Origin of the sequence: Maribacter algarum (ex Zhang et al. 2020), assembly GCF_005885635.1 — a bacterium.
GTDB lineage: Bacteria > Bacteroidota > Bacteroidia > Flavobacteriales > Flavobacteriaceae > Maribacter_C > Maribacter_C algarum.
On sequence record NZ_VATY01000002.1, the window covers coordinates 592,406 to 611,641 of the forward strand.

The window sequence follows — 19,236 nt, forward strand, 5'->3', positions numbered from 1 at the left end:
ACATATTAGTTTTTCTATGCCCGATATTTATCGGAACCATGAGTTGTGTTGAACCTTTTGAGGCTGAAACTCAAGTTTTCGAAAATGCCTTGGTAATAGATGCGAGATTGACTGATGAGTTCAAAAGACATCGGATTGAATTGTCGAGGGCGAGACCCTTTGAGCAGGAGACAAGTATGGCGGAATTGAAAGCTACCGTTATGGTCATTGAGGATGCCAAGAACTTTTACGACTTTCATGAAGTTGAACAAGGCCAATATCTATCTGTTAAGGAGTTCAGCGCTAAGCAAAATAGTAGTTATGAATTGAGAATTACCACCTCAGACGGTAAATCGTATAATTCCGAAGCAGTTACAACCCCAGAAAAAATAGCAATTGAAGACTTATATGTTGAAATCGAAACCAATAATTCGGGGGAAGAAGGGGTAAGTGTTTTTTTAGATAGCCGCAGTGTTACAAATAGTGCTTCATATTTTAGATACGAGTATGAAGAAACGTATAAAGTTATTGCACCATATTGGAATCCATTCGATTTTGATGTTATTGACGATAAAGGTGTTGGAGAAGATGGCGATCCCTTTGAGGTAGGTTTAAAACCTAAGGAAAGGGAAGAGCGAGTCTGTTACAATACCACCTTTTCTACAGCTATTAATCAAACAGCCACTGATGGACTTGAAGAAAATAAACTAAAGAGGCATTCTATCAGGTTTATAAGCAAGAATAATTATATAATTTCACATCGGTACAGTATCCTGGTTCAACAACATGTACAAAACCTGGATGCCTTTTCGTATTACCAAAGCTTAAATGCTTTTTCATCCTCAGAAAGTGTGTTTTTTGAAAATCAACCTGGTTTCTTGCTTGGGAACATTTCCTCAGAAACGAATCCTGATGAAAAGATTCTAGGATTCTTCGAGGTCACTGCAGTAACCTCGAAACGTATTTATTTTAATTATCAAGACCTTTTCCCGTTGGAACCCTTACCACCTTATTATATTAATTGTGAGCCAATTCAAGAACCATTATTGTGGCTTCCGACGGCTGACACCCATTCATTTGATGGGACTGGTAGATCACCTTTGATAGAGGCGATACAGGCCGGATTGATTAAGTATTATGCGACGAATCCTGATTATGTAGAAACATTTAGTATCGACGAACTTAATGAGAATACGCGTGGACCTTATTTTGCAAAGGCCACGGCATGTGGTGACTGTAATGTATTGGGCAGTAATATAAAACCTGATTTTTGGATAGAATGATTAATCTATGAAGCTTATATTTTGTATCATATCTTTTTTTTCCTTTTTGCAAGGTTGTATCGAACCTTTTGAGGCTGAGACCCAAGATTTCGAAAACGTCCTAGTGGTTGATGCGCGTTTAACCAATGAAGAAAAGCGGCATGAAATAGTATTATCAAGGTCCTATCGATTAGAGGAGGGAGTGACTGTACCCGAAAGTAACGCCAGCGTTCAGATTATGGACGAGACGGGCAATACATACAGGTATATAGAAGAGACGCCGGGGTTATACAAATCTGTTTCAGCATTCGCCGCCCAGCCAAACGTTGGTTATGAACTCCTAATCACCTCTAAGGATGGCAAATCATACAAATCTGAAACAGCAGTCCGGCCCACAAAAATTGAAATCAAAGAGGTTAAGGCTGAAATAGAATTTGATGATTTAGGTAAAGAGGGCTTGCAGATTACATTGGTAAATGAAAATCCAAATGCTGAGGCTAAGTTCTTTCGTTATGAATTTGAAGAAACTTACAAAATTATAGCGCCATACTATAATCCGTTCGAGTTTGAAGTTGCGGACAGTCTTTATTTTGCCCAAGGAGATTTTGATAGTTACGAGATTAATATTATTGCGCGAACCGAGGAAGCGCGAACATGTTATACAACTAATGCTAGTACCGACATTAACTTAAGTGATAGCGAAAGAAATATGGATGGTCAGTCTGGTAAAACTATTGTTCGATTCTTAAGAAGTGATGATTTCGCAATTTCTCATAGATACAGCATACTTGTCAAGCAATTTGCAATTACGTCTGACACTCATGGTTATTACAGTAGTCTGGAAAGTTTTTCTAGTTCACAAAATGTATTTTCCAACGTACAAACCGGCTTTCTAAGTGGAAATATCGCCGCTCTAGACAGCGATGAATTAGTTTTAGGCTATTTCGAGGTAGCTTCCTTAAGTACAGAACGTTATTTTCTAAATTTTACTGATTTTTTCCCTGAAAAGACTTTACCACCGTTTCCAATTAATTGTGAAACAACCCAAGCCCCGCCATTGGTTTCTTTTAATCCCCATCTTGACGGTGGATTTGTAGTAGATGAAGTGGGACCCGAGTCACCCTTGTTAACTGGAATTTTGTCGGGTACAATAGCATACCATGCGATTAATGAAGAATATGAAGAACAGCCAGAGAACTTGGTACAACCTATAGCTGGTGAAGCACCATATTTGGTTAAATCCACTGAATGCATTGATTGTAGGGCTTTAGGCAGTAATATTAAACCTGAATTTTGGATAGAATGAGCAGATTCCTGTGCATAGTATTGGTTTTCCTTTTTCTACAGGGTTGTGTCGAAACTTTTGAAATCGAAACAAGAGGTTTTGAAGGTGTTTTGGTAGTGGATGCCAAATTAACGGACGAATTGAAACGTCAAAAAGTAAACCTATCTAGGGCAAGACCTTTTGAAGTAGATAGTATTATTGCTGAAAGAAATGCTACAATTAGAATTACCAGTGGTTCTGGTAGCAGTTATGAATTTCAAGAGGTATCTCCAGGTTTGTATGAATCTTTAGAGGTTTTTGGGGCAAATCAGGCAGAACGTTATCAAATGGAGATTGTCACAGCTGATGGCAGTACTTTTTTGTCTGAAGAGGTTACAACTCCAAATCCTAGTGAAATAAAAGAACTTCATGCTGAAAGAATGATAAAAGGTGATGGAGACGAGGGCATAGGCATAATGCTGAATACCCAAAGCTCAGCTAATGATAATGCATATCTACGCTATGAATATGAAGAAGATTTTAAGATTATCGCTCCTGATTGGATGCCGTTTGATTTTGATATTATTAGTGATGATCCTTGTAGTGATTTAGGCTTGCTTGTTGAAACCAAGCCAAACCTCAATAATAACCGCGTGTGTTATGGTCATACCGAATCTAATGCTATTTTGTTGGCAAATAGTGAGCTACTTAGTGCAAATACCTTAACTGACTATCAAGTTCGTTTTATAGGGAGGGAAAATTATGCGATTTCACATCGATATAGCATTTTGGTAAAACAGATAAGTTTAGATCAAGGAGCATATGCCTACTATCAAAACTTGAATAGCTTTTCGAATAACGAAGATGTTTATACTTCAGTTCAACCTGGGTTTTTAGAGGGAAATATTAGTTCTACTAACACTGAAGCTTCTGTCATAGGATATTTTGAAGTTAGTTCAGTTCGTTCGGAGCGCTTATTTTTTGATTATACTGACTTTTTCCCGAATGAAGAATTACCACCTTACCCTTCGGGGTGCGTTGTTTCAAGTCCACCATTATATCCACCTGGGGGTGCTGGTCTTGTTCCATGCTATCTCATTACACAGGAAGATGACGGTATTGGTTCACCTTTAATAGACGGTATCCGTGAAGGTTTATTTACGTATTGGGACGACTTTCCAATAACAGAGGAACGTATTAAGGAACATAACGGTGTTTATGGCTTAGGGACTTTTTTGGTAAAACCGGCGGTATGCGGTGATTGCACCGTATTAGGTAGTAATATAAAACCTGATTTTTGGATAGAATGATTAATATATGAAGAGAATAATTTACGTCATATCGTTATTTGCTTTTCTGCAAGGCTGTATAGAGCCTTTTCAAGCCGAAACTCAAGTCTTTGAGGATTTGTTGGTTGTTGATGCGAGATTGACTAATGAAGATAAACAGCATCAAATTCTATTGTCACGGGCTAGACCTTTTGAACAGGATAGCATCAACCCAGAAAGAAATGCCCGGGTCTCCATTATTGAGGGTTCGGGTACAACGTATGACTTTGAGGAATACGAACCAGGTCATTATGTTTCGACTATGGCTTTCAGTGGAAAGGTGAATCAGAGCTATCAATTAAAAATAACAACCTCAGATGGTGAATCGTATGCGTCTACCCCTGAAGTCATGCCAGAAAATGTACCCATTGGTGATCTTAAGGTAAAGCGAATGTTGAATGAGGAAGGAGAAGATGGGGTTTCAATCCAGATTGATAATGAAAGTTTAGGAAATCAGCCGAGATATTTCCGATATGATTATCAAGAGGACTATGAAATTAGGGCACCCAAATGGAATCCCTTTAAAATGGTGGTAATCGATTCGATTGCATGTGAAGACGGTGATGCGTATGAAGTAATTATAGAAGCCAAAAATTCTCTCAAAGGACGTATATGTTACGGAAATAGAATTTCAACTAGAATTATTTTAGCAGCTACAAACAATTTAGAGCGTAATGACATCGCTGATTTCGAAGTACAGTTCGTGGCCCGTGAAAACTTTATTTTGAGCTATCGCTACAGTATTCTTGTAAATCAATACACCCAATCCGTTAATGCGCATTCGTATTATCGGGGTTTAGAGGACTTTAGTGTTTCGGAGAGTGTTTTTTCCGAAACCCAACCCGGTTTTTTAGCGGGTAATATTTTCTCAGAATCAGATGGGGAACAAAATGTAATAGGCTATTTTGAAACTGCCCCGGTAAGTTCCAAACGTATATTTTTTAATTATAAAGACCTTTTTCCAGCCGAACCTTTGCCTGAATATCCTATTAACTGTGAGAATCTAGGCAGCCCTGATCTGGTGGCACCTGGCTATCATTGCTCTGATGGAGCATTCGGTTTTTGTGACGGTAGCTGCATATCACCATTGATAGAATTAATACGGGCTGACGAAATTATTTTCGCAGCTGAGAATGAAGCAGAATTTTCCTTTAACAATCCTTTTTTGGTGCTTCTCAAACCCTGTGGGGATTGCACGGTATATGGGAGTGATATAAAACCTGATTTTTGGATAGAATGAACAGATTTCTGAATATAGTATTGATTATCCTTTTTCTACAGGGTTGCGTCGAAACCTTTGAAGTTGAAACGAGAGGTTTTGAAGGCCTACTAGTTGTAGATGCCAAACTAACTGACGAATTGAAACGTCAAAAAGTAAACCTGTCAAGGGCAAGACCTTTTGAAGTAGATAGTGTTATTGCTGAAAGAAATGCTACAATTAGAATGACCAGTGGTTCTGGTAGCAGTCATGCCTTTCAAGAAGTATCTCCTGGCTTGTATGAATCTTTAGAGGTCTTTGGGGCAAGTCGAGGAGAAAGTTATCAAATGGAGATTGTAACAGCTGATGGCAGTACTTTTTTGTCTGAAGAGGTTACAACTCCAAATCCGAGCGCAATAGAAGACCTACATGCGGGAAGAACGGTAAAAGATGATGGCGATGAAGGTATTAGCATTATGCTTAATTCACGAGGCTCGGTAAATGGCAACTCGTTCCTGCGCTATGAATATGAGGAAGACTATAAAATCATAGCTCCTGATTGGAGTCCATGGGAGTTTGACATAGTAGATGACGATCTTTGTGATATTGTTGTTGGTCAGGCCTTCGGTTTTGGAGTTGAACTAAAGCCAAATGAAAATAATAATCGTGTATGTTATGGACATAGAGAATCTACAGACATTATACTAGCTGATAGTGAAAACCTTATAGGTAATTCAGTGTCCGATTATCGCTTGCGTTTTATTTCTAAGAATGATTTTGCAATAACCCATAGGTATAGCATTTTAGTAAAGCAAGTCAGTTTAAATCAAAACGCGTATTCCTACTATGAAAATCTCGATAGTTTCTCAAGTAATGATGATGTTTTTACATCGATACAACCTGGATTTTTAGAAGGTAACATCCGTGCTGCTGATGGTATTTCGAAAGTTGTAGGATTTTTTGAGGTTAGCTCCGTTCGTTCTCAGAGATTGTTCTTTAATTATACGGATTTTTTCCCAAATGAAAATGGGCCGCCTTATCCCATAAATTGCACTATTAGCAGCCCAGCTTTAATTCCTCCTGGAGCTCATTGCAGTACCGCTGGCGGGATTTCAGATGGCACTTTAGGCTCACCGCTTATAGATGGTATTCGAGCGGGACTTTACGTTTATTATATGGAAAATTTGATTACTCCAGAGCGTATTGCAGAAAATGAAGGTAGATTAGGTGGTTTAGGGCCTTTTTGGGTTAAACCAAAAGCATGTGGAGATTGTACCGAATTAGGTAGTAATATAAAACCTGAATTTTGGATAGAATGAAAAGGTATTTTATGTACTTAGGGGGTTTGTTGTCACTTTCTGCATGTGTGGAATCTTTCGACTTTGAAACGCGTGAAAGCTCAGGTATTTTAGTAGTGGAAGCTACAATTACGGACAAAGTAGATACTCAACTTGTGGTACTTTCGAGGTCCGCAAATTTGGAAAAAGTCAATATACCAGAACGGGACTCTCTCGACGTGCGGGGTTCATTTGAAGCCTCTGTATTTGAACGAACAAATCCTGAAGGTGGAGCTAGTGTGAAGATTGTTAGTCAATCAGGTATTGAATTTTCTTTTAATGAAAGGGGAGATGGCGTTTATGAGTCATTGAATGAATTTGGATTAGAAGCGTCCATGCAATACCAGTTGCAAATTACCACGCGAAATGGTGAAACCTATGAATCGGAGTTTAGAGGCCTATCCGGTAAATCCCGGATAGACAATATCTATGCGGAACGTGGCTTCAATGCACAAGGTGAGGAGGGTATGCTCATTTTTGCAGATGGCACAAACACTACTTCTGAATCGGACTATTTTCGGTATAGCTATGAAGAAACTTATAAAATTATTGCCCCTACTTGGACTTCAATGGAGTTTGAAGTTTTGCAAGAAGAATTGGAAACTATAAATGATACCGTTGTTTTATACCCTAAAGTAAGGTTAGTTGAACGGAGTGAAGAGGAACAAATATGTTATACAACTAAAAGGTCACAAGAGATTAACCTTGCTAGTACACTAACATCGGATGCTTCTGATATAAAACGACATGTGGTTCGATTCATAAATAGGAACGACCCCATGTTATCGCATAGATATAGCATCCTTTTGAAACAGTTTGTAGTGGATAATAATGCGCATAGTTATTATACAAGCCTTCTTGATTTTTCGCAGCAAGAGAATGTATTTACTGAAATTCAACCCGGCTTTTTGGAAGGCAATTTGAAAAGAACCGATATAGATGAAGGAAAGGTTATCGGCTATTTTGAAGTTGCAAGTATCGCAGAAAAACGTTTTTTCTTCAATTATGAAGACTTTTTTCCAAATGAGGAATTGCCGCCTTATTTTGGGGATATTAATTGTGGTCGCTTCATATCGCCGGCCCTGGGAGACCCAGAGCTAGATGGCCCACAACCATTGGGTTGCCCAGGACCAACACTTGTTTTTGATATTTTGTCTGGGCGACTTGAATACGCTACTGTAAATGCGGATCCAGGTGACTGTGAGGGACCCTATTTTATGACCTTTCAGGCATGTGGCGATTGCACCGTTTTCGGCAGTAACATTAAACCTGATTTTTGGGAAGATTAGCTAAATGAAGAAATTTAGATACATATCGGCCATAATCTTGATCTTTACATCTTGTGTAGAACAATTTGACATTTCCGATGAACTTCCGGATAATATTGCAGAAAGTATTTTGGTTGTTGAGGCTACGATTACCGATGCTATAGAAGTCCAAAAAGTGTTCTTAAAGAGAGCTTCCAACCTTGGACAAGTAAATCTTCAAGAATATGACTATAATCCTAATCTACGTGAATTCCCAGTGGAAGATTTAACCAATTATGAAGAAAACGCGGCTGTGACAATAGTTGACGATATGGGCATTCGATTTGATTTTTCAGAATCCGAGCCCGGTACCTACCTATCTAATAGTCCATTTGCGGTTGAAATAGGGAGTGAATATCAGCTTCAAGTTACAACTAGCATTAATGAGGACATAAGGTCTGATTTCAGAAATGTACCCGGAAAATCACAAATCACAAATCTATATGCAGAACGTATCGTAAATGATTCCGGTATTGAGGGAATGGCTATTTACGCCGATGGTGATGATAGTAGTGGAATTGCCGACCATTTTAGATATGTCTACGAGGAGACGTATAAAATTATTGCTCCCAAATGGACAGATAAAGAAATAAATGTAATTTTTGAAGGCAATTTAATAAACGAGACCCCCATATTAGAAGTCGTAGATCGTCCCCAAGAGGAGCAAACCTGCTATGGTACCGCAAATTCAACTGATATAATACTGGAGAGTACCATCAATTTGGAATTTCCAGAAGTAAAAAGAAAGCTAGTACGTTTTATCGACAGAGACAACGCAATTCTCACACATCGGTATAGTATACTGGTGAAGCAACTTGTACAATCACAGTCGTCATATCAATACTACGAACGTCTCCGCAGTTTCACTAAAAGCGAGAGTGTTTTCAGTGAGATACAGCCTGGTTTCCTGGAAGGTAACTTAAAATCTTCCGCTGGTACTCCGGTTATTGGTTATTTTGAGGTGTCAAGTGTATCGGAAAAACGTATATTTTTTGATTACGAAGACTTTTTTCAGGGAGAGGAGCTACCACCTTATTTTTTTGGTTTTAACTGTGAGAGAATTTTGAGTCCACCTTTGCTACGAATAGATGGTTGTCCAACGCCCATCTCCGAACAAGTTGGTTTTGAGCTCGTTGAATATTTGGATTTAAATGATGGTTCGCTCAACGACTTTTTATTAATATCTTGCCCAGGGCCGTATTTGGTAACCCCACGAATATGCGGTGACTGTACGCTTTTAGGCAGTAATGTTAAACCTGATTTTTGGATTGATTGAAAAGAATAAAAAGAATAAAAGATATGTTTATGAAAACGAATATCAAATTTTTAGTACTGATCGCCCTAGTTTTTGGTCAGATCAGTTTTGGCCAAGACAAACAGAATAGTTCATATGACCAATTCAAAGTATTACCTAGTGAAAAGGTGTATCTGAGCATTAATACTTCCTTGCTTTTTACCGGGGAATACCTTTTCTATAAAATGTACTGTTTGAATGATAAGACCAAGCAACCTAGTGAAATAAGTACAATTGGATATGTTGAGCTGATAGGTGAAGACAAAGAAGTTGTTTTTCGGCATAAAATCCGTTTAGCGAAAAGTCAAGGGCGGGGTGATTTTTTCGTACCCACTTCCGTTGCTTCCGGAAATTATAAACTTATTGCATATACACGCTGGATGAGAAATGGTACCGTTGATGTATTCTTTCAAGAAGATATTAGCATTATAAATCCGTACCAAGTAAATCAGGATGCCATTTTACCGGATTTAACAGAAAAAGAAGCGATTGGAGCAGCAGCGAGTCCCATCGAAATACTGGAGGACAAACGTTTTGTACTATCCACGGATAAAGAGAGTTATGCCAAAAAATCTAAAGTAACAATTGGACTTCAGAATTTTAGAGGAGCTTCGGGTTATGGTAACTATACGGTGTCTGTTCGAAAGAAGGAAGCCTTAAAAAACACAAACAAACATACCCCGGAATCCTATATAGAATGGCATAAAAAGCAAATGGCAACTACGGAAGTTTTTTATCCCGAAATAAAGTTTGCACCGGAATTGGATGGGGAATTGATAAAAGGCCAACTCATTCCAAAAGATGGGATAGCATCCGTAGCGAACAAAAAGATTAGCGCTTCAATACCTGGTGAAGATTTTCAACTCAAAGTTTTTTACACCGATAGTTTAGGAGTTTTTCATGTGAACCTAGATAAAGATTACACGGTACCCACTGTGCTATTTCAAATGTTGGAGGGTAAAGAAGATGCATATACCATTCAGGTAACTCCTGAAGAGCCTATTGATTATGCTTCCTTAAAGTTTCAAAAATTTTACATCAATCCAGAAATGCAGGACGCAATTGTAGGGCGTAGCGTTCACAATCAAATTGAAAATGGGTATTTCGTGGTGAAACCTGACACCTTGCGTCTTGACCTCTTAAATGACCCTTATGGAGGGGCATTTGTCGAAACAGTCAACCTAGAAGAGTTTACCCGATTCAAAACCCTTGACGAAACAATTGTCGAACTGATACCGAATGTTTGGACCAAAAGGAACAAGGAAGGTAAGAAGGTGTTCAAAGTACGTTCATTTGATGAGACCTATGAAGAGTCTGAATATGATGCTTTGGTCTATATTGATGGTGTTTTTATAAAAGACCCTGATACTGTTTTGGATTTTGATACAAGAACGGTTAAAAGTGTTAATACAGTTCGTGAGAAGTACCGCATTGGCGGGAAGTATTACTTCGGAATGGTCAATATCGTAACCAATGAGGGCAGCTATTTCGATGCGTTGAACGATGCCAATATTACCAAATGGGAATTGGATAGTCCGCGTCCCATTAAGAACTATTTTAATCAAAAGCACCTCGTGGATTCTAATGAGAGAATTCCTGATTTAAGAGGACAACTTTTTTGGAAACCTACCATTTCTTTTGAGGGCAAAGAATTGGACTTGTCTTTTTATACGTCGGAAGTCCCTGGGGAGTATGAAGTGGTTTTAGAAGGTTTTTCCATTTATGGCAGACCGGTCGCCATTCGGGAATCATTTTTAGTAGAATAATTTGTAGTCCTTTACTTTAAAAATAGAAATCTTTACTTACATTTAAAGCATAGAACACAAATATGCTTTCAAAAGTTTATGGCAGCGCTGTCTTTGGCGTTGAAGCCCAAACAATAACCTGTGAGGTGAATGTGGATACAGGTGTTGGCTACCACTTGGTTGGACTGCCCGATAATGCGATCAAAGAGAGCAACTATCGCATCGCTGCGGCTTTGTTGAATAATGGATATCGCATTCCTGGTAAGAAAATAACACTCAATTTAGCTCCCGCTGATTTGCGTAAAGAAGGTTCTGCCTATGATTTGACCTTGGCTTTGGGTATTCTAACCGCATCGGGACAAATAAACTCCGAAAATCTTGAGAAGTATATTATCATGGGCGAACTTTCCTTAGATGGAAGTCTGCAACCCATCAAAGGGGCTTTGCCCATTGCTATAAAGGCACAGGAAGAAGGTTTTGAAGGATTTATTCTACCCAAGGCAAATGCAAAAGAAGCCGCAATAGTAGGAGATTTAAAGGTCTACGGTGTAGAAAATATTAGTGAAGTCATTGAGTTCTTTGATAAGGGAACACCCTTGGAACAAACCATCATTGATACTCGAGCGGAATTCTATAAAAACCTGGATTTTCCAGAATTTGACTTTTCAGATGTAAAGGGACAGGAAAGTATCAAACGGTGTATGGAAATCGCTGCGGCTGGCGGACATAATGTGATTTTGATAGGCCCACCTGGGGCGGGAAAAACGATGCTGGCCAAGCGATTGCCATCTATTTTACCACCGATGACCTTGCATGAGGCTTTGGAAACTACCAAAATACATAGTGTCGTAGGGCGAATCAAAAATATGGGACTGATGAGCCAACGTCCTTTTCGGAGTCCCCACCATACCATTTCGGACGTGGCTCTTGTCGGTGGTGGTTCATATCCACAACCCGGAGAGATTTCACTCTCTCATAATGGCGTTCTCTTTTTAGATGAACTTCCTGAATTTAAAAGAGGCGTTTTAGAAGTATTGCGCCAACCCTTGGAAGACCGCGAAGTAACGATTTCACGAGCGCGATTTACCGTAACCTACCCCAGTAGTTTTATGTTGGTGGCCAGTATGAATCCGAGTCCTGGGGGCTATTTTAATGACCCCGATGCCCCCGTAACTTCTTCCCCTGCGGAAATGCAACGGTACTTGGGTAAAATCTCAGGACCCTTGTTGGACCGTATCGATATTCATATTGAAGTGACTCCCGTTCCTTTTGAAAAATTGAGTGAAGACCGAAAAGGAGAGGGGAGTGTTGAAATACGAAAACGGGTAACAAAAGCCCGCGAACTGCAAACCAAACGTTTTCTAGAGCTGGAAAATGTACATTACAACGCCCAAATGAATACCAAACAGATTCGTCAATTCTGTCAATTAGATAAACCTTCAAAAGAACTTTTAAAAAATGCCATGGAAAGGTTGAATCTTTCTGCAAGAGCTTATGACCGTATTTTAAAAGTAGCACGAACTATTGCTGATTTGGAAAATAGTTTAGAAGTGAATGGCAATCATATTGGTGAGGCGATTCAGTATCGCAGTTTGGATCGCGAGGGGTGGTTGGGGTAATTCAAACCATCTTCCCCCAAAAACATGCCCATATTTTCCTGATATTTATTAATTTGTGAACAAATGGGCGAGAACCTAAACATTAATACGATATATACATCGGAGGATACTGCTGTGATGCAGCATCTGGTAAAGCGTTTGAAATCCTCTGAAAAAGACGCTGCCATCTCTATTTGGAATGATAATCCAATTCTACCAGAACAGGCTTGGAAACCCCGGGATGAATCGCGATTTAGGCAGACTGATATATTTATTCTTCTGGTAAGTGATGCTTTTATGCATTCGCAGTTTATCCAGCAGCTTGAATTTAAAATGGTCATCGACCAATACAAGGCTGGGAAGTCAACAGTTATTCCTATCATTCTAGATCAATGTCCCTGGGATATTGATTTTCGGTCCGATGACTACAACTTCAATATGAATGAGTTGGGTGTTTTACCTGAGGGAGCAAAGCCCATAAAAGAATGGGAGTCGTCAGAACAGGTGTATAATGACATTGCAAAGGAAATAAAAGCAGTGATTGCTTCCTTGTCGCCAGATTCTATTCAGGAGGAACCCGAAGAAGATAAGGGTGAGCTATCGGCGAATCTAAAAGAAGAAGAGCAGATTGCCATAGCTTTTGATGAAGAAAAAGAGGTCAAAGAGGATAAAACACTCCAAGAAGAAATCGAAGCAAAGCGGCAAACTGAAGAGAATAGGCTGATGGAGGAGGCCGAAGCAAAACAACGCGCACTAGAGGAACAAAAACTTCAAAAAGAAGCGGAAACCAAAGCAAGGGCTGAAGAACAAAGACGGTCGGAAGCGGAGCTAAAAAGAAAAGCTGAAGAACAAAAGCTGCGAGAAGCCGAGGAATCCCGAAAGTTAGAGGAGACAAGGCGAAAGAAGGAGGAAGCTGAACTAAAAAACCAAGAAGAGCAAGAGCGATGGAAGCTTGAACAACAAAAAAAACAAGAGGTAGCGCAGAACAATACTCCTGTCGAGGAAACCTTAGAGCAGTCGCAATCTAAATCGAGAAAGAAGTTTTTGATAGCCGGTATCATTGCTGCTCTAGCAATCATTGGCATATGGACTTTCAATAGCGGAACCGACGAAGCGATAGAACCTGCTGTAGATACCAATTCAGTGGATGTAGAAGATTCAATTCCCGTTGAAAAAACTGAAACTGAACCTGTGGTCGAGGAAGAATCTCTCCCGGAATTGGTAATTGGGGACCAATATGATGGCGGCATAGTGTTCGCCATAGATTCGGATGGTAAGTCCGGAAAGGTAGTGCATATAGATGACGCGGGCCCTATGCCCTGGGCGGATGCGATGATTATCCATGATAAATTGGGCAAAGGGTGGCGATTACCAACACTAGATGAATTGAAAGTTTTATACAACTCCTTGGGACAAGGAGCATCGAACAGTGCAGAATTTGCGGACAAGTTATATTGGAGTGCAACACCTTATGATGAATTCCAGGCGCGGCTTTTACAATTCCGTACCGGGAATACCTCTTATCACTACAACAAAGAAGCCGAGCACCGTCAATTTCTAGTTCGTGCAGTTCGGGACTTTACTCGCTAATGTTGAAAAATACTGTATTGAATTTCTTACGATTAATTAATTTTCCCGACCAAATTCGATAATTTGGATTTCTCATTTGTATATCTAAATATCATAATGCATGCCCATTAGAGTTATTGAGCTTTTTGCGGGAGTTGGCGGGTTTCGAATCGGCCTTGAAGGCTACCCCAAAAGAGAAGATGCCAACTATGAAGTAGTATGGAGCAATCAATGGGAGCCAAGTACGAAGACACAACATGCGAATAGGGTTTATGAAAACCGTTGGCCAAATTCCAATCATTACGGAGCTAATATCGAAGAGGTCATTGAAAATGATTTTTATGTAATTCCCGATCATGATTTGTTGGTTGGGGGGTTTCCCTGTCAAGACTATTCCGTCGCAACCACTTTAAAAAACTCAAAAGGCTTAATTGGTAAAAAAGGCGTGTTATGGTGGAGTATCGAAGCTATCTTAAGACGAAAAGAACAAAAGCCGAAATACTTAATGCTAGAGAATGTAGATCGGTTATTAAAATCTCCGTCAAAACAACGCGGAAGGGATTTTGCAGTAATGCTAGCTTCACTGAACAATTTGGGGTATGCAGTGGAGTGGCGTGTTATCAATGCTGCGGAATATGGTATGCCGCAACGAAGGCGAAGGGTATTCTTTTTGGCGTATCATAAGAGCTCAGACTTATTTAAGAGAATTGAAAGCACTGTTAACAAGGAAGATTGGCTGGATACTGATGGTATTATTGCTAGTGCTTTTCCCATAAGGGAAATATTGAGCGGTTTATTACACAGTGGAACAATAGGAAATGATTTAATACAAGTTTCCGAAAAATTTAATCTTGTAGGAAAAGACAGTCCGTTCGCGAATAGCGGCTTGATGATTAATGGGGAGTTTATCACCGCGAAGACGATCCCATCTTTTGGTGGGCCAATGCAAACCCTGGGGGATATGCTAATTGATTCAAAGGATGTTCCCGAAGAATTCTTTATTACCAAAGCGGATATTACCAAAGCCAAAGGATGGAAATACTTAAAGGGTGCAAAAAAGGAAGTACGACAAACCAAAGAAGGGTTTAAATATAATTACAGTGAAGGCAGTATGATTTTTCCTGATGCCTTAGACAATGCATCAAGAACCATTATAACAGGAGAGGGTGGTGCATCTCCTTCGCGTTTCAAACATGTAGTAGAGCAGGATGGAAGATTGCGAAGACTTATGCCTGTAGAATTGGAGCGTTTAAATATGTTTCCAGACAATCACACCCAATTGGAGGGGATTTCGGATACGAAAAGAGCATTTTTTATGGGAAATGCCTTGGTAGTTGGGATTGTTGAAAAACTAGGCCAGGAATTGGCCAGAAGGATACATGTTATTGAAAGTCAAAAAGAATTTGTCTGAACGCGCTAATGGCTTTCTAGTCAGCGAGTGGTGTCAGCTCTAAAGCAGTGTACAATTTCACCAATGATGCCCCATGTCTTGGATACGTCAATTTTTGCTTGGTACTAAAGTGTTTGAGAAGGGTTGGAAGAATGATTTCCCGCCGATCAGCAAAATCTTCCTTAGCACTTTTTCCGGTTAAGACTTTTAGCCCAAAATCTAGGAGGGGTGATTTACCGGGAGTCACAACCATAAAGCTTCCGTTGGGTTTTAGAATTCTCTTTACCTCTCTGCAAACCGCATCTAAATCCGAAACAAATTCCAAAGCACTTACCGCAACTACAAAATCAAAAGAGTTATTCTCCCATTTCATCTTTTCCGCTCCACCGGAAACAAGTTCTGCGTCAACATTAACCTCTAGTAGTCTTTCAGCAACTTCTGCGGTTTTTTCATGTATGTCGACACCGTAAACTTTGTCGGCATGATTTGCCAATTCAGGAAGAAAAACACCACTTCCGTAGCCAATCTCAAGTAGACGTTCACCGTGCTTCTCGACAAGCATTTTTTTAACCAAGCGAAATCGGGAACAAGAAATCGTACCGAGTACCGGGCGATAGTTCCAGTCAGCGTGATCAACTTCACCGGTTTTAATCAAAGATGTTAGGGGTAGCAGTTTTAAATCTTTTGCGTCTGTTTTCATCTCTTATCGAATTTAACAAAGACGGGGCAAAAGGAAAAGTATATAAAAATTTCCAATTATCCTAAAGGTGCTAAAAAAAAATGGGTTAAGAAGGCACAGTATTTCTCAACCCATTCAATTTTTTAATAACCAAAAAGTACTTTTGCTACTTACACATCGGTAAAGAAGAGCACATAGATACTCCATAGAAAACAAAAGCCGCAATATGCGTAAACTAAAATGTCGTTAATTGTAGTTTTCTCATCCATAATATTGGGTTTTAATATAAAACGGGATGAGGGCAATGAAGAAGTATTTGATTCGTGCAACGAACAGAATACTCGATTTGATGTAAAATACCCGATTAGTGGTACGGGTTCATCTTTGAAAGGAAAAGAAGAAAATTACGTATATCCTTGAAAAATAGCAGTTTAACAGAGTTGTACTTACCTGGTAAACTATAAATTGGCCTATTCCTATATATTTCCGCTAACCAACGTGCGACGAGCGACTACTTAGTAACGTTTATCAAAACGGCCTCGCAGCTTTTCAAATCGGAGTTAAGAATAATATTTTCAGAAACTGCCCCATCTGTTATTTCTATGGAAACCGTGTTCGGAGGGTATTGTCCCAGATTGTGTGCGTATAAGAATAGATCATTGGGTTTGTTGGGGTCAAGCTTTAGCTCGAAAACTTTCTTGGTATACTCCAAAAGATATTTGGAGACAATTGCCTCACCATTTAGATAAATGGAAACGATATCCCCATCTTTTCTACCATGGTCCCAAAGATTAATTTGAATGTTTGCACCGGTTACGTTTAATTCTTTGACATAGTTGATACTTCTACCATCAAAATTCTCTCGGATAACCGGCTTTTCGGGAATCTTCTCGACAACAGTTGACTTTACTCTCGGTACTTTCTTAATAGTGAACATTGAGGTGGCAAACTTTGCTATACTGTATTTATCTTCAGGAAATAATTCAATACCGAATACACGGTAATTATCACCCTCCATACCTGGATCAAGTTGTATCTCATCAATGAAATTGGTATTGCTGAAAATACCCAGCTCTTGTACAACCATATCGTCTTTTGATAAATAGAACTGTATGGTTTTGTTTTCAGGAATGTTTTCAGTAGACCATTCTAACTTGGCCTTACCAGGTGACATCCAAACGGTATTGCTATTCGGATTACTTATCGTAATGGCAGTTTTTGAATAGGATTGCTCTGTTTGATTTGCACAAAGCGTGTTAGTATGGCCATTTTTGGAATGGAGAAAATAAGATTGAAAAAAGCATATCGCTACAGCGAAAAAGACTATGTGTTTCATTATGAATAGATTACCGGACTTATAAGGGCTCTGGTGTGGGACTAACTTTTTAACGCAAAAAAAAACCTCATATTGTAATGAGGTTTTTTGTGTTTTTCAAAAAGTTACTCATGCCATAACTTTTTTTAGGGCTTTTCCGAATTGTTCCACTTCTTCAATCCTACCTGTACTGATACGAGCCCAGTCATAAAAAGGAGGAAATGGTCTACCTATTGCGACATTTTCCTTTTTCATGTCTTTTATAAGTTCATCAATATGTCTTCCTGATTTGAAGAAGACGAAGTTGGTATGTGACTTTATGTACTCTAAACCAAGATTATCTAGCGAATTATAAATTATTTGTTTGCCTTCTGAAGATTTTTGAATACTAAATTTATAAAACTCATCATCTTTCAAGGCTTCTTTTGCCGCAGCGATTGCCAGAATATTCGTTCTCGCCATAACACTACTCTTCAAACGTCTGGCAATATCGGGTCGCGTCACCAAGTATCCAATGCGAAGTCCTGCCATTCCGTAAACCTTTGAAAAAGTTTTAGAAACAATAACATTGCTTCCTTCCTTAACCAATTCGACCATGGACGGGTAATCTGGTTCGGTTATAAAATCATAATAGGCTTCGTCACTAAAAACAACTGCCCTTTCACTTACCGAACTGCAAAAATCTTTGAGTTTGTTTTTTTCTATAATGGTTCCCGTTGGGTTATTCGGATTGCAGATGTAAACCAAGCTCGTTTTACTGGTAATACGTTTTTCCATAGCGTCCAAATCGTGATTCATGTTTTCATCTACGGGCACCCTATGCACAAAAGAACCGTGTACCTCGGCATACCTTAATATTTGTTGAAAGGTTGGGTCAGCGGCAACAATTTCCCCGCCTGACATTCCGTAAATAAGCCCTGCAGTGCAAAGTCCCTCTCCTGAACCTCCGGTAACTACGATATGGTCTTTGGAAACACCTTCTTTTTCGGCAATCATTTGTACCAATTCACCTAATACTGCAAATGGATATCGACAAGCACTATCAAAAGTATTGGTAATGGCCTGACGCACGCGTTTTGAAGGCCCATAGGGGTTTTCGTTGGAACTTAACTTGGCAATTTTGTTCTTTAAATCGGGTATGCTCGGTGTTTCAAGGGCTAATGCTTCTAAGCCTCCCAGCATCGCAAATCCCCCAGAAAGGCCAACTGTTCTTAGCCATTTACGTCGGTCAATTGTTTTCATAAGTATCTCATTTTGAATAGAAAGATACTAATAAATAGTATGCCATTATGACAACTAATTAAGAAGTTACTGATTCGTTAGATTCAGAAATTATAGTACATCAGTACTGTCTAAATCATCTCCTCCATTTCCATAGTCGCCACCACCTCCATATTTGGTATAGGTCGTGATGAGGTACGATACCAGTATGATACCCCCAATGATAGCAGCACCTGTCCAAAACTGTTCTTTGGTCACCTCAGTTGCTTTAAATAAAAAGAATTGCATTCAATTGGATTTGAAAATTATTGTTCTAACAATTGCTCTGCTTTTTTTATGCTGGAATTAATTTCCTTGCGAAGTGCTTTTACTTTTTTATATTCCTCATCAAGCCAAATCTTTTTTTCTTCGTTAAGTGCTTTTCCTTTCATCATCTCATCAGCTGTAAAGCGTTCGCCAAAGCCTTGCATCCAAGTCATCATAGATTTGTTGCTGGCTTTTAAAGCCTTGATGGCTTGTTGGTGTTTTTGTCCTGTTTTTGTAGAATCAACCTTGGGCTGGAGTTGGTTTATCAGCTTCACCAAATTTGACATTTTGGGCATTATTTCATCATGAATATCCACGACCTCTTGCATTCTTGAAGGTTCTTGGGCATAGTTGGAAAGTGAATTGCCAAATAGAAATGCGAGTAATATGAATCGTAGGCTCTTCATTACAAATTTATCTTCTTTGAGTTCTAAACAAAGATAT

At 39.2% G+C, this 19,236-nt stretch carries 17 protein-coding genes; 12 read left to right on the top strand and 5 right to left on the bottom strand.

Annotated elements, in window-relative coordinates; genetic code table 11:
• The first annotated feature begins 38 nt into the window (after window positions 1-38).
• The 11 genes from FEE95_RS11470 (at window position 39) to dcm (ending at window position 15,292) form a co-directional block, all read left to right on the top strand.
• Entirely contained in the window at window positions 39-1,262 is a 1,224-nt protein-coding gene (locus tag FEE95_RS11470) for a DUF4249 domain-containing protein (protein ID WP_171037035.1), read from the top strand.
• 7 nt (window positions 1,263-1,269) lie between these two features.
• Complete coding sequence (locus tag FEE95_RS11475) at window positions 1,270-2,547, top strand: DUF4249 domain-containing protein (protein ID WP_138658084.1); 1,278 nt, start codon at window positions 1,270-1,272, stop codon at window positions 2,545-2,547.
• Window positions 2,544-3,815 carry a DUF4249 domain-containing protein gene (locus tag FEE95_RS11480; protein WP_138658085.1) on the top strand — a complete coding sequence of 424 codons (1,272 nt, stop codon included), beginning with the start codon at window positions 2,544-2,546 and terminating at the stop codon, window positions 3,813-3,815. Before FEE95_RS11475 ends, FEE95_RS11480 begins: the two co-directional genes overlap by 4 nt.
• Before the next feature lie 7 nt (window positions 3,816-3,822).
• Window positions 3,823-5,073: a DUF4249 domain-containing protein gene (locus tag FEE95_RS11485; protein WP_138658086.1), complete on the top strand. Its 1,251-nt coding sequence runs from the start codon at window positions 3,823-3,825 to the stop codon at window positions 5,071-5,073.
• Window positions 5,070-6,350, top strand: a complete 1,281-nt coding sequence (locus tag FEE95_RS11490) for a DUF4249 domain-containing protein (protein WP_138658087.1) — start codon at window positions 5,070-5,072, stop codon at window positions 6,348-6,350. Before FEE95_RS11485 ends, FEE95_RS11490 begins: the two co-directional genes overlap by 4 nt.
• Complete coding sequence (locus FEE95_RS11495; RefSeq protein WP_138658088.1) at window positions 6,347-7,657, top strand: DUF4249 domain-containing protein; 1,311 nt, start codon at window positions 6,347-6,349, stop codon at window positions 7,655-7,657. Before FEE95_RS11490 ends, FEE95_RS11495 begins: the two co-directional genes overlap by 4 nt.
• Before the next feature lie 4 nt (window positions 7,658-7,661).
• The gene (locus tag FEE95_RS11500; protein WP_138658089.1) at window positions 7,662-8,951 is read left to right on the top strand and encodes a DUF4249 domain-containing protein; all 1,290 of its coding nucleotides are present in this window, start codon (window positions 7,662-7,664) and stop codon (window positions 8,949-8,951) included.
• A 29-nt stretch (window positions 8,952-8,980) separates the two neighbouring features.
• Window positions 8,981-10,735: a hypothetical protein gene (locus FEE95_RS11505; protein WP_138658090.1), complete on the top strand. Its 1,755-nt coding sequence runs from the start codon at window positions 8,981-8,983 to the stop codon at window positions 10,733-10,735.
• A gap of 62 nt (window positions 10,736-10,797) precedes the next feature.
• Window positions 10,798-12,333: a YifB family Mg chelatase-like AAA ATPase gene (locus tag FEE95_RS11510; protein ID WP_138658091.1), complete on the top strand. Its 1,536-nt coding sequence runs from the start codon at window positions 10,798-10,800 to the stop codon at window positions 12,331-12,333.
• Between the two features lie 63 nt (window positions 12,334-12,396).
• A complete protein-coding gene (locus tag FEE95_RS11515) occupies window positions 12,397-13,902 on the top strand; it encodes a TIR domain-containing protein (RefSeq protein WP_138658092.1) in 1,506 nt (501 codons plus the stop codon).
• A 100-nt stretch (window positions 13,903-14,002) separates the two neighbouring features.
• Window positions 14,003-15,292, top strand: coding sequence for a DNA (cytosine-5-)-methyltransferase (gene dcm, locus FEE95_RS11520; protein WP_138658093.1), 1,290 nt, complete (start codon window positions 14,003-14,005; stop codon window positions 15,290-15,292).
• A 16-nt stretch (window positions 15,293-15,308) separates the two neighbouring features.
• On the opposite strand, the gene FEE95_RS11525 is transcribed toward dcm, so the two are convergent.
• The gene (locus tag FEE95_RS11525) at window positions 15,309-15,971 is read right to left on the bottom strand and encodes a class I SAM-dependent methyltransferase (protein WP_138658094.1); all 663 of its coding nucleotides are present in this window, start codon (window positions 15,969-15,971) and stop codon (window positions 15,309-15,311) included.
• Between the two features lie 219 nt (window positions 15,972-16,190).
• On the opposite strand from FEE95_RS11525, the gene FEE95_RS11530 reads away from it, so the two are divergent.
• Entirely contained in the window at window positions 16,191-16,370 is a 180-nt protein-coding gene (locus FEE95_RS11530) for a hypothetical protein (RefSeq protein ID WP_138658095.1), read from the top strand.
• Window positions 16,371-16,461: 91 nt separating this feature from the next.
• On the opposite strand, the gene FEE95_RS11535 is transcribed toward FEE95_RS11530, so the two are convergent.
• The 4 genes from FEE95_RS11535 to FEE95_RS11545 form a co-directional block, all read right to left on the bottom strand.
• Window positions 16,462-17,286 (bottom strand): hypothetical protein, encoded by an 825-nt coding sequence (locus FEE95_RS11535; protein ID WP_138658096.1) that lies wholly within the window; start codon window positions 17,284-17,286, stop codon window positions 16,462-16,464.
• 108 nt (window positions 17,287-17,394) lie between these two features.
• Window positions 17,395-18,507: a pyridoxal phosphate-dependent aminotransferase gene (locus FEE95_RS11540; RefSeq protein WP_138658097.1), complete on the bottom strand. Its 1,113-nt coding sequence runs from the start codon at window positions 18,505-18,507 to the stop codon at window positions 17,395-17,397.
• 90 nt (window positions 18,508-18,597) lie between these two features.
• Window positions 18,598-18,774 carry a hypothetical protein gene (locus FEE95_RS22135; RefSeq protein WP_171037036.1) on the bottom strand — a complete coding sequence of 59 codons (177 nt, stop codon included), beginning with the start codon at window positions 18,772-18,774 and terminating at the stop codon, window positions 18,598-18,600.
• A gap of 17 nt (window positions 18,775-18,791) precedes the next feature.
• Window positions 18,792-19,199 carry a hypothetical protein gene (locus tag FEE95_RS11545; protein ID WP_138658098.1) on the bottom strand — a complete coding sequence of 136 codons (408 nt, stop codon included), beginning with the start codon at window positions 19,197-19,199 and terminating at the stop codon, window positions 18,792-18,794.
• Between the last annotated feature and the right edge of the window lie 37 nt (window positions 19,200-19,236).

Bases quoted from the DNA above. Each gene is read 5' to 3' on its own strand.
- FEE95_RS11470 (WP_171037035.1), top strand. From the start codon at position 39: ATGAGTTGTGTTGAACCTTTTGAGGCTGAAACTCAAGTTTTCGAAAAT.
- FEE95_RS11475 (WP_138658084.1), top strand. From the start codon at position 1,270: ATGAAGCTTATATTTTGTATCATATCTTTTTTTTCCTTTTTGCAAGGT.
- FEE95_RS11480 (WP_138658085.1), top strand. From the start codon at position 2,544: ATGAGCAGATTCCTGTGCATAGTATTGGTTTTCCTTTTTCTACAGGGT.
- FEE95_RS11485 (WP_138658086.1), top strand. From the start codon at position 3,823: ATGAAGAGAATAATTTACGTCATATCGTTATTTGCTTTTCTGCAAGGC.
- FEE95_RS11490 (WP_138658087.1), top strand. From the start codon at position 5,070: ATGAACAGATTTCTGAATATAGTATTGATTATCCTTTTTCTACAGGGT.
- FEE95_RS11495 (WP_138658088.1), top strand. From the start codon at position 6,347: ATGAAAAGGTATTTTATGTACTTAGGGGGTTTGTTGTCACTTTCTGCA.
- FEE95_RS11500 (WP_138658089.1), top strand. From the start codon at position 7,662: ATGAAGAAATTTAGATACATATCGGCCATAATCTTGATCTTTACATCT.
- FEE95_RS11505 (WP_138658090.1), top strand. From the start codon at position 8,981: ATGAAAACGAATATCAAATTTTTAGTACTGATCGCCCTAGTTTTTGGT.
- FEE95_RS11510 (WP_138658091.1), top strand. From the start codon at position 10,798: ATGCTTTCAAAAGTTTATGGCAGCGCTGTCTTTGGCGTTGAAGCCCAA.
- FEE95_RS11515 (WP_138658092.1), top strand. From the start codon at position 12,397: ATGGGCGAGAACCTAAACATTAATACGATATATACATCGGAGGATACT.
- dcm (WP_138658093.1), top strand. From the start codon at position 14,003: ATGCCCATTAGAGTTATTGAGCTTTTTGCGGGAGTTGGCGGGTTTCGA.
- FEE95_RS11525 (WP_138658094.1), bottom strand. From the start codon at position 15,971: ATGAAAACAGACGCAAAAGATTTAAAACTGCTACCCCTAACATCTTTG.
- FEE95_RS11530 (WP_138658095.1), top strand. From the start codon at position 16,191: ATGTCGTTAATTGTAGTTTTCTCATCCATAATATTGGGTTTTAATATA.
- FEE95_RS11535 (WP_138658096.1), bottom strand. From the start codon at position 17,286: ATGAAACACATAGTCTTTTTCGCTGTAGCGATATGCTTTTTTCAATCT.
- FEE95_RS11540 (WP_138658097.1), bottom strand. From the start codon at position 18,507: ATGAAAACAATTGACCGACGTAAATGGCTAAGAACAGTTGGCCTTTCT.
- FEE95_RS22135 (WP_171037036.1), bottom strand. From the start codon at position 18,774: ATGCAATTCTTTTTATTTAAAGCAACTGAGGTGACCAAAGAACAGTTT.
- FEE95_RS11545 (WP_138658098.1), bottom strand. From the start codon at position 19,199: ATGAAGAGCCTACGATTCATATTACTCGCATTTCTATTTGGCAATTCA.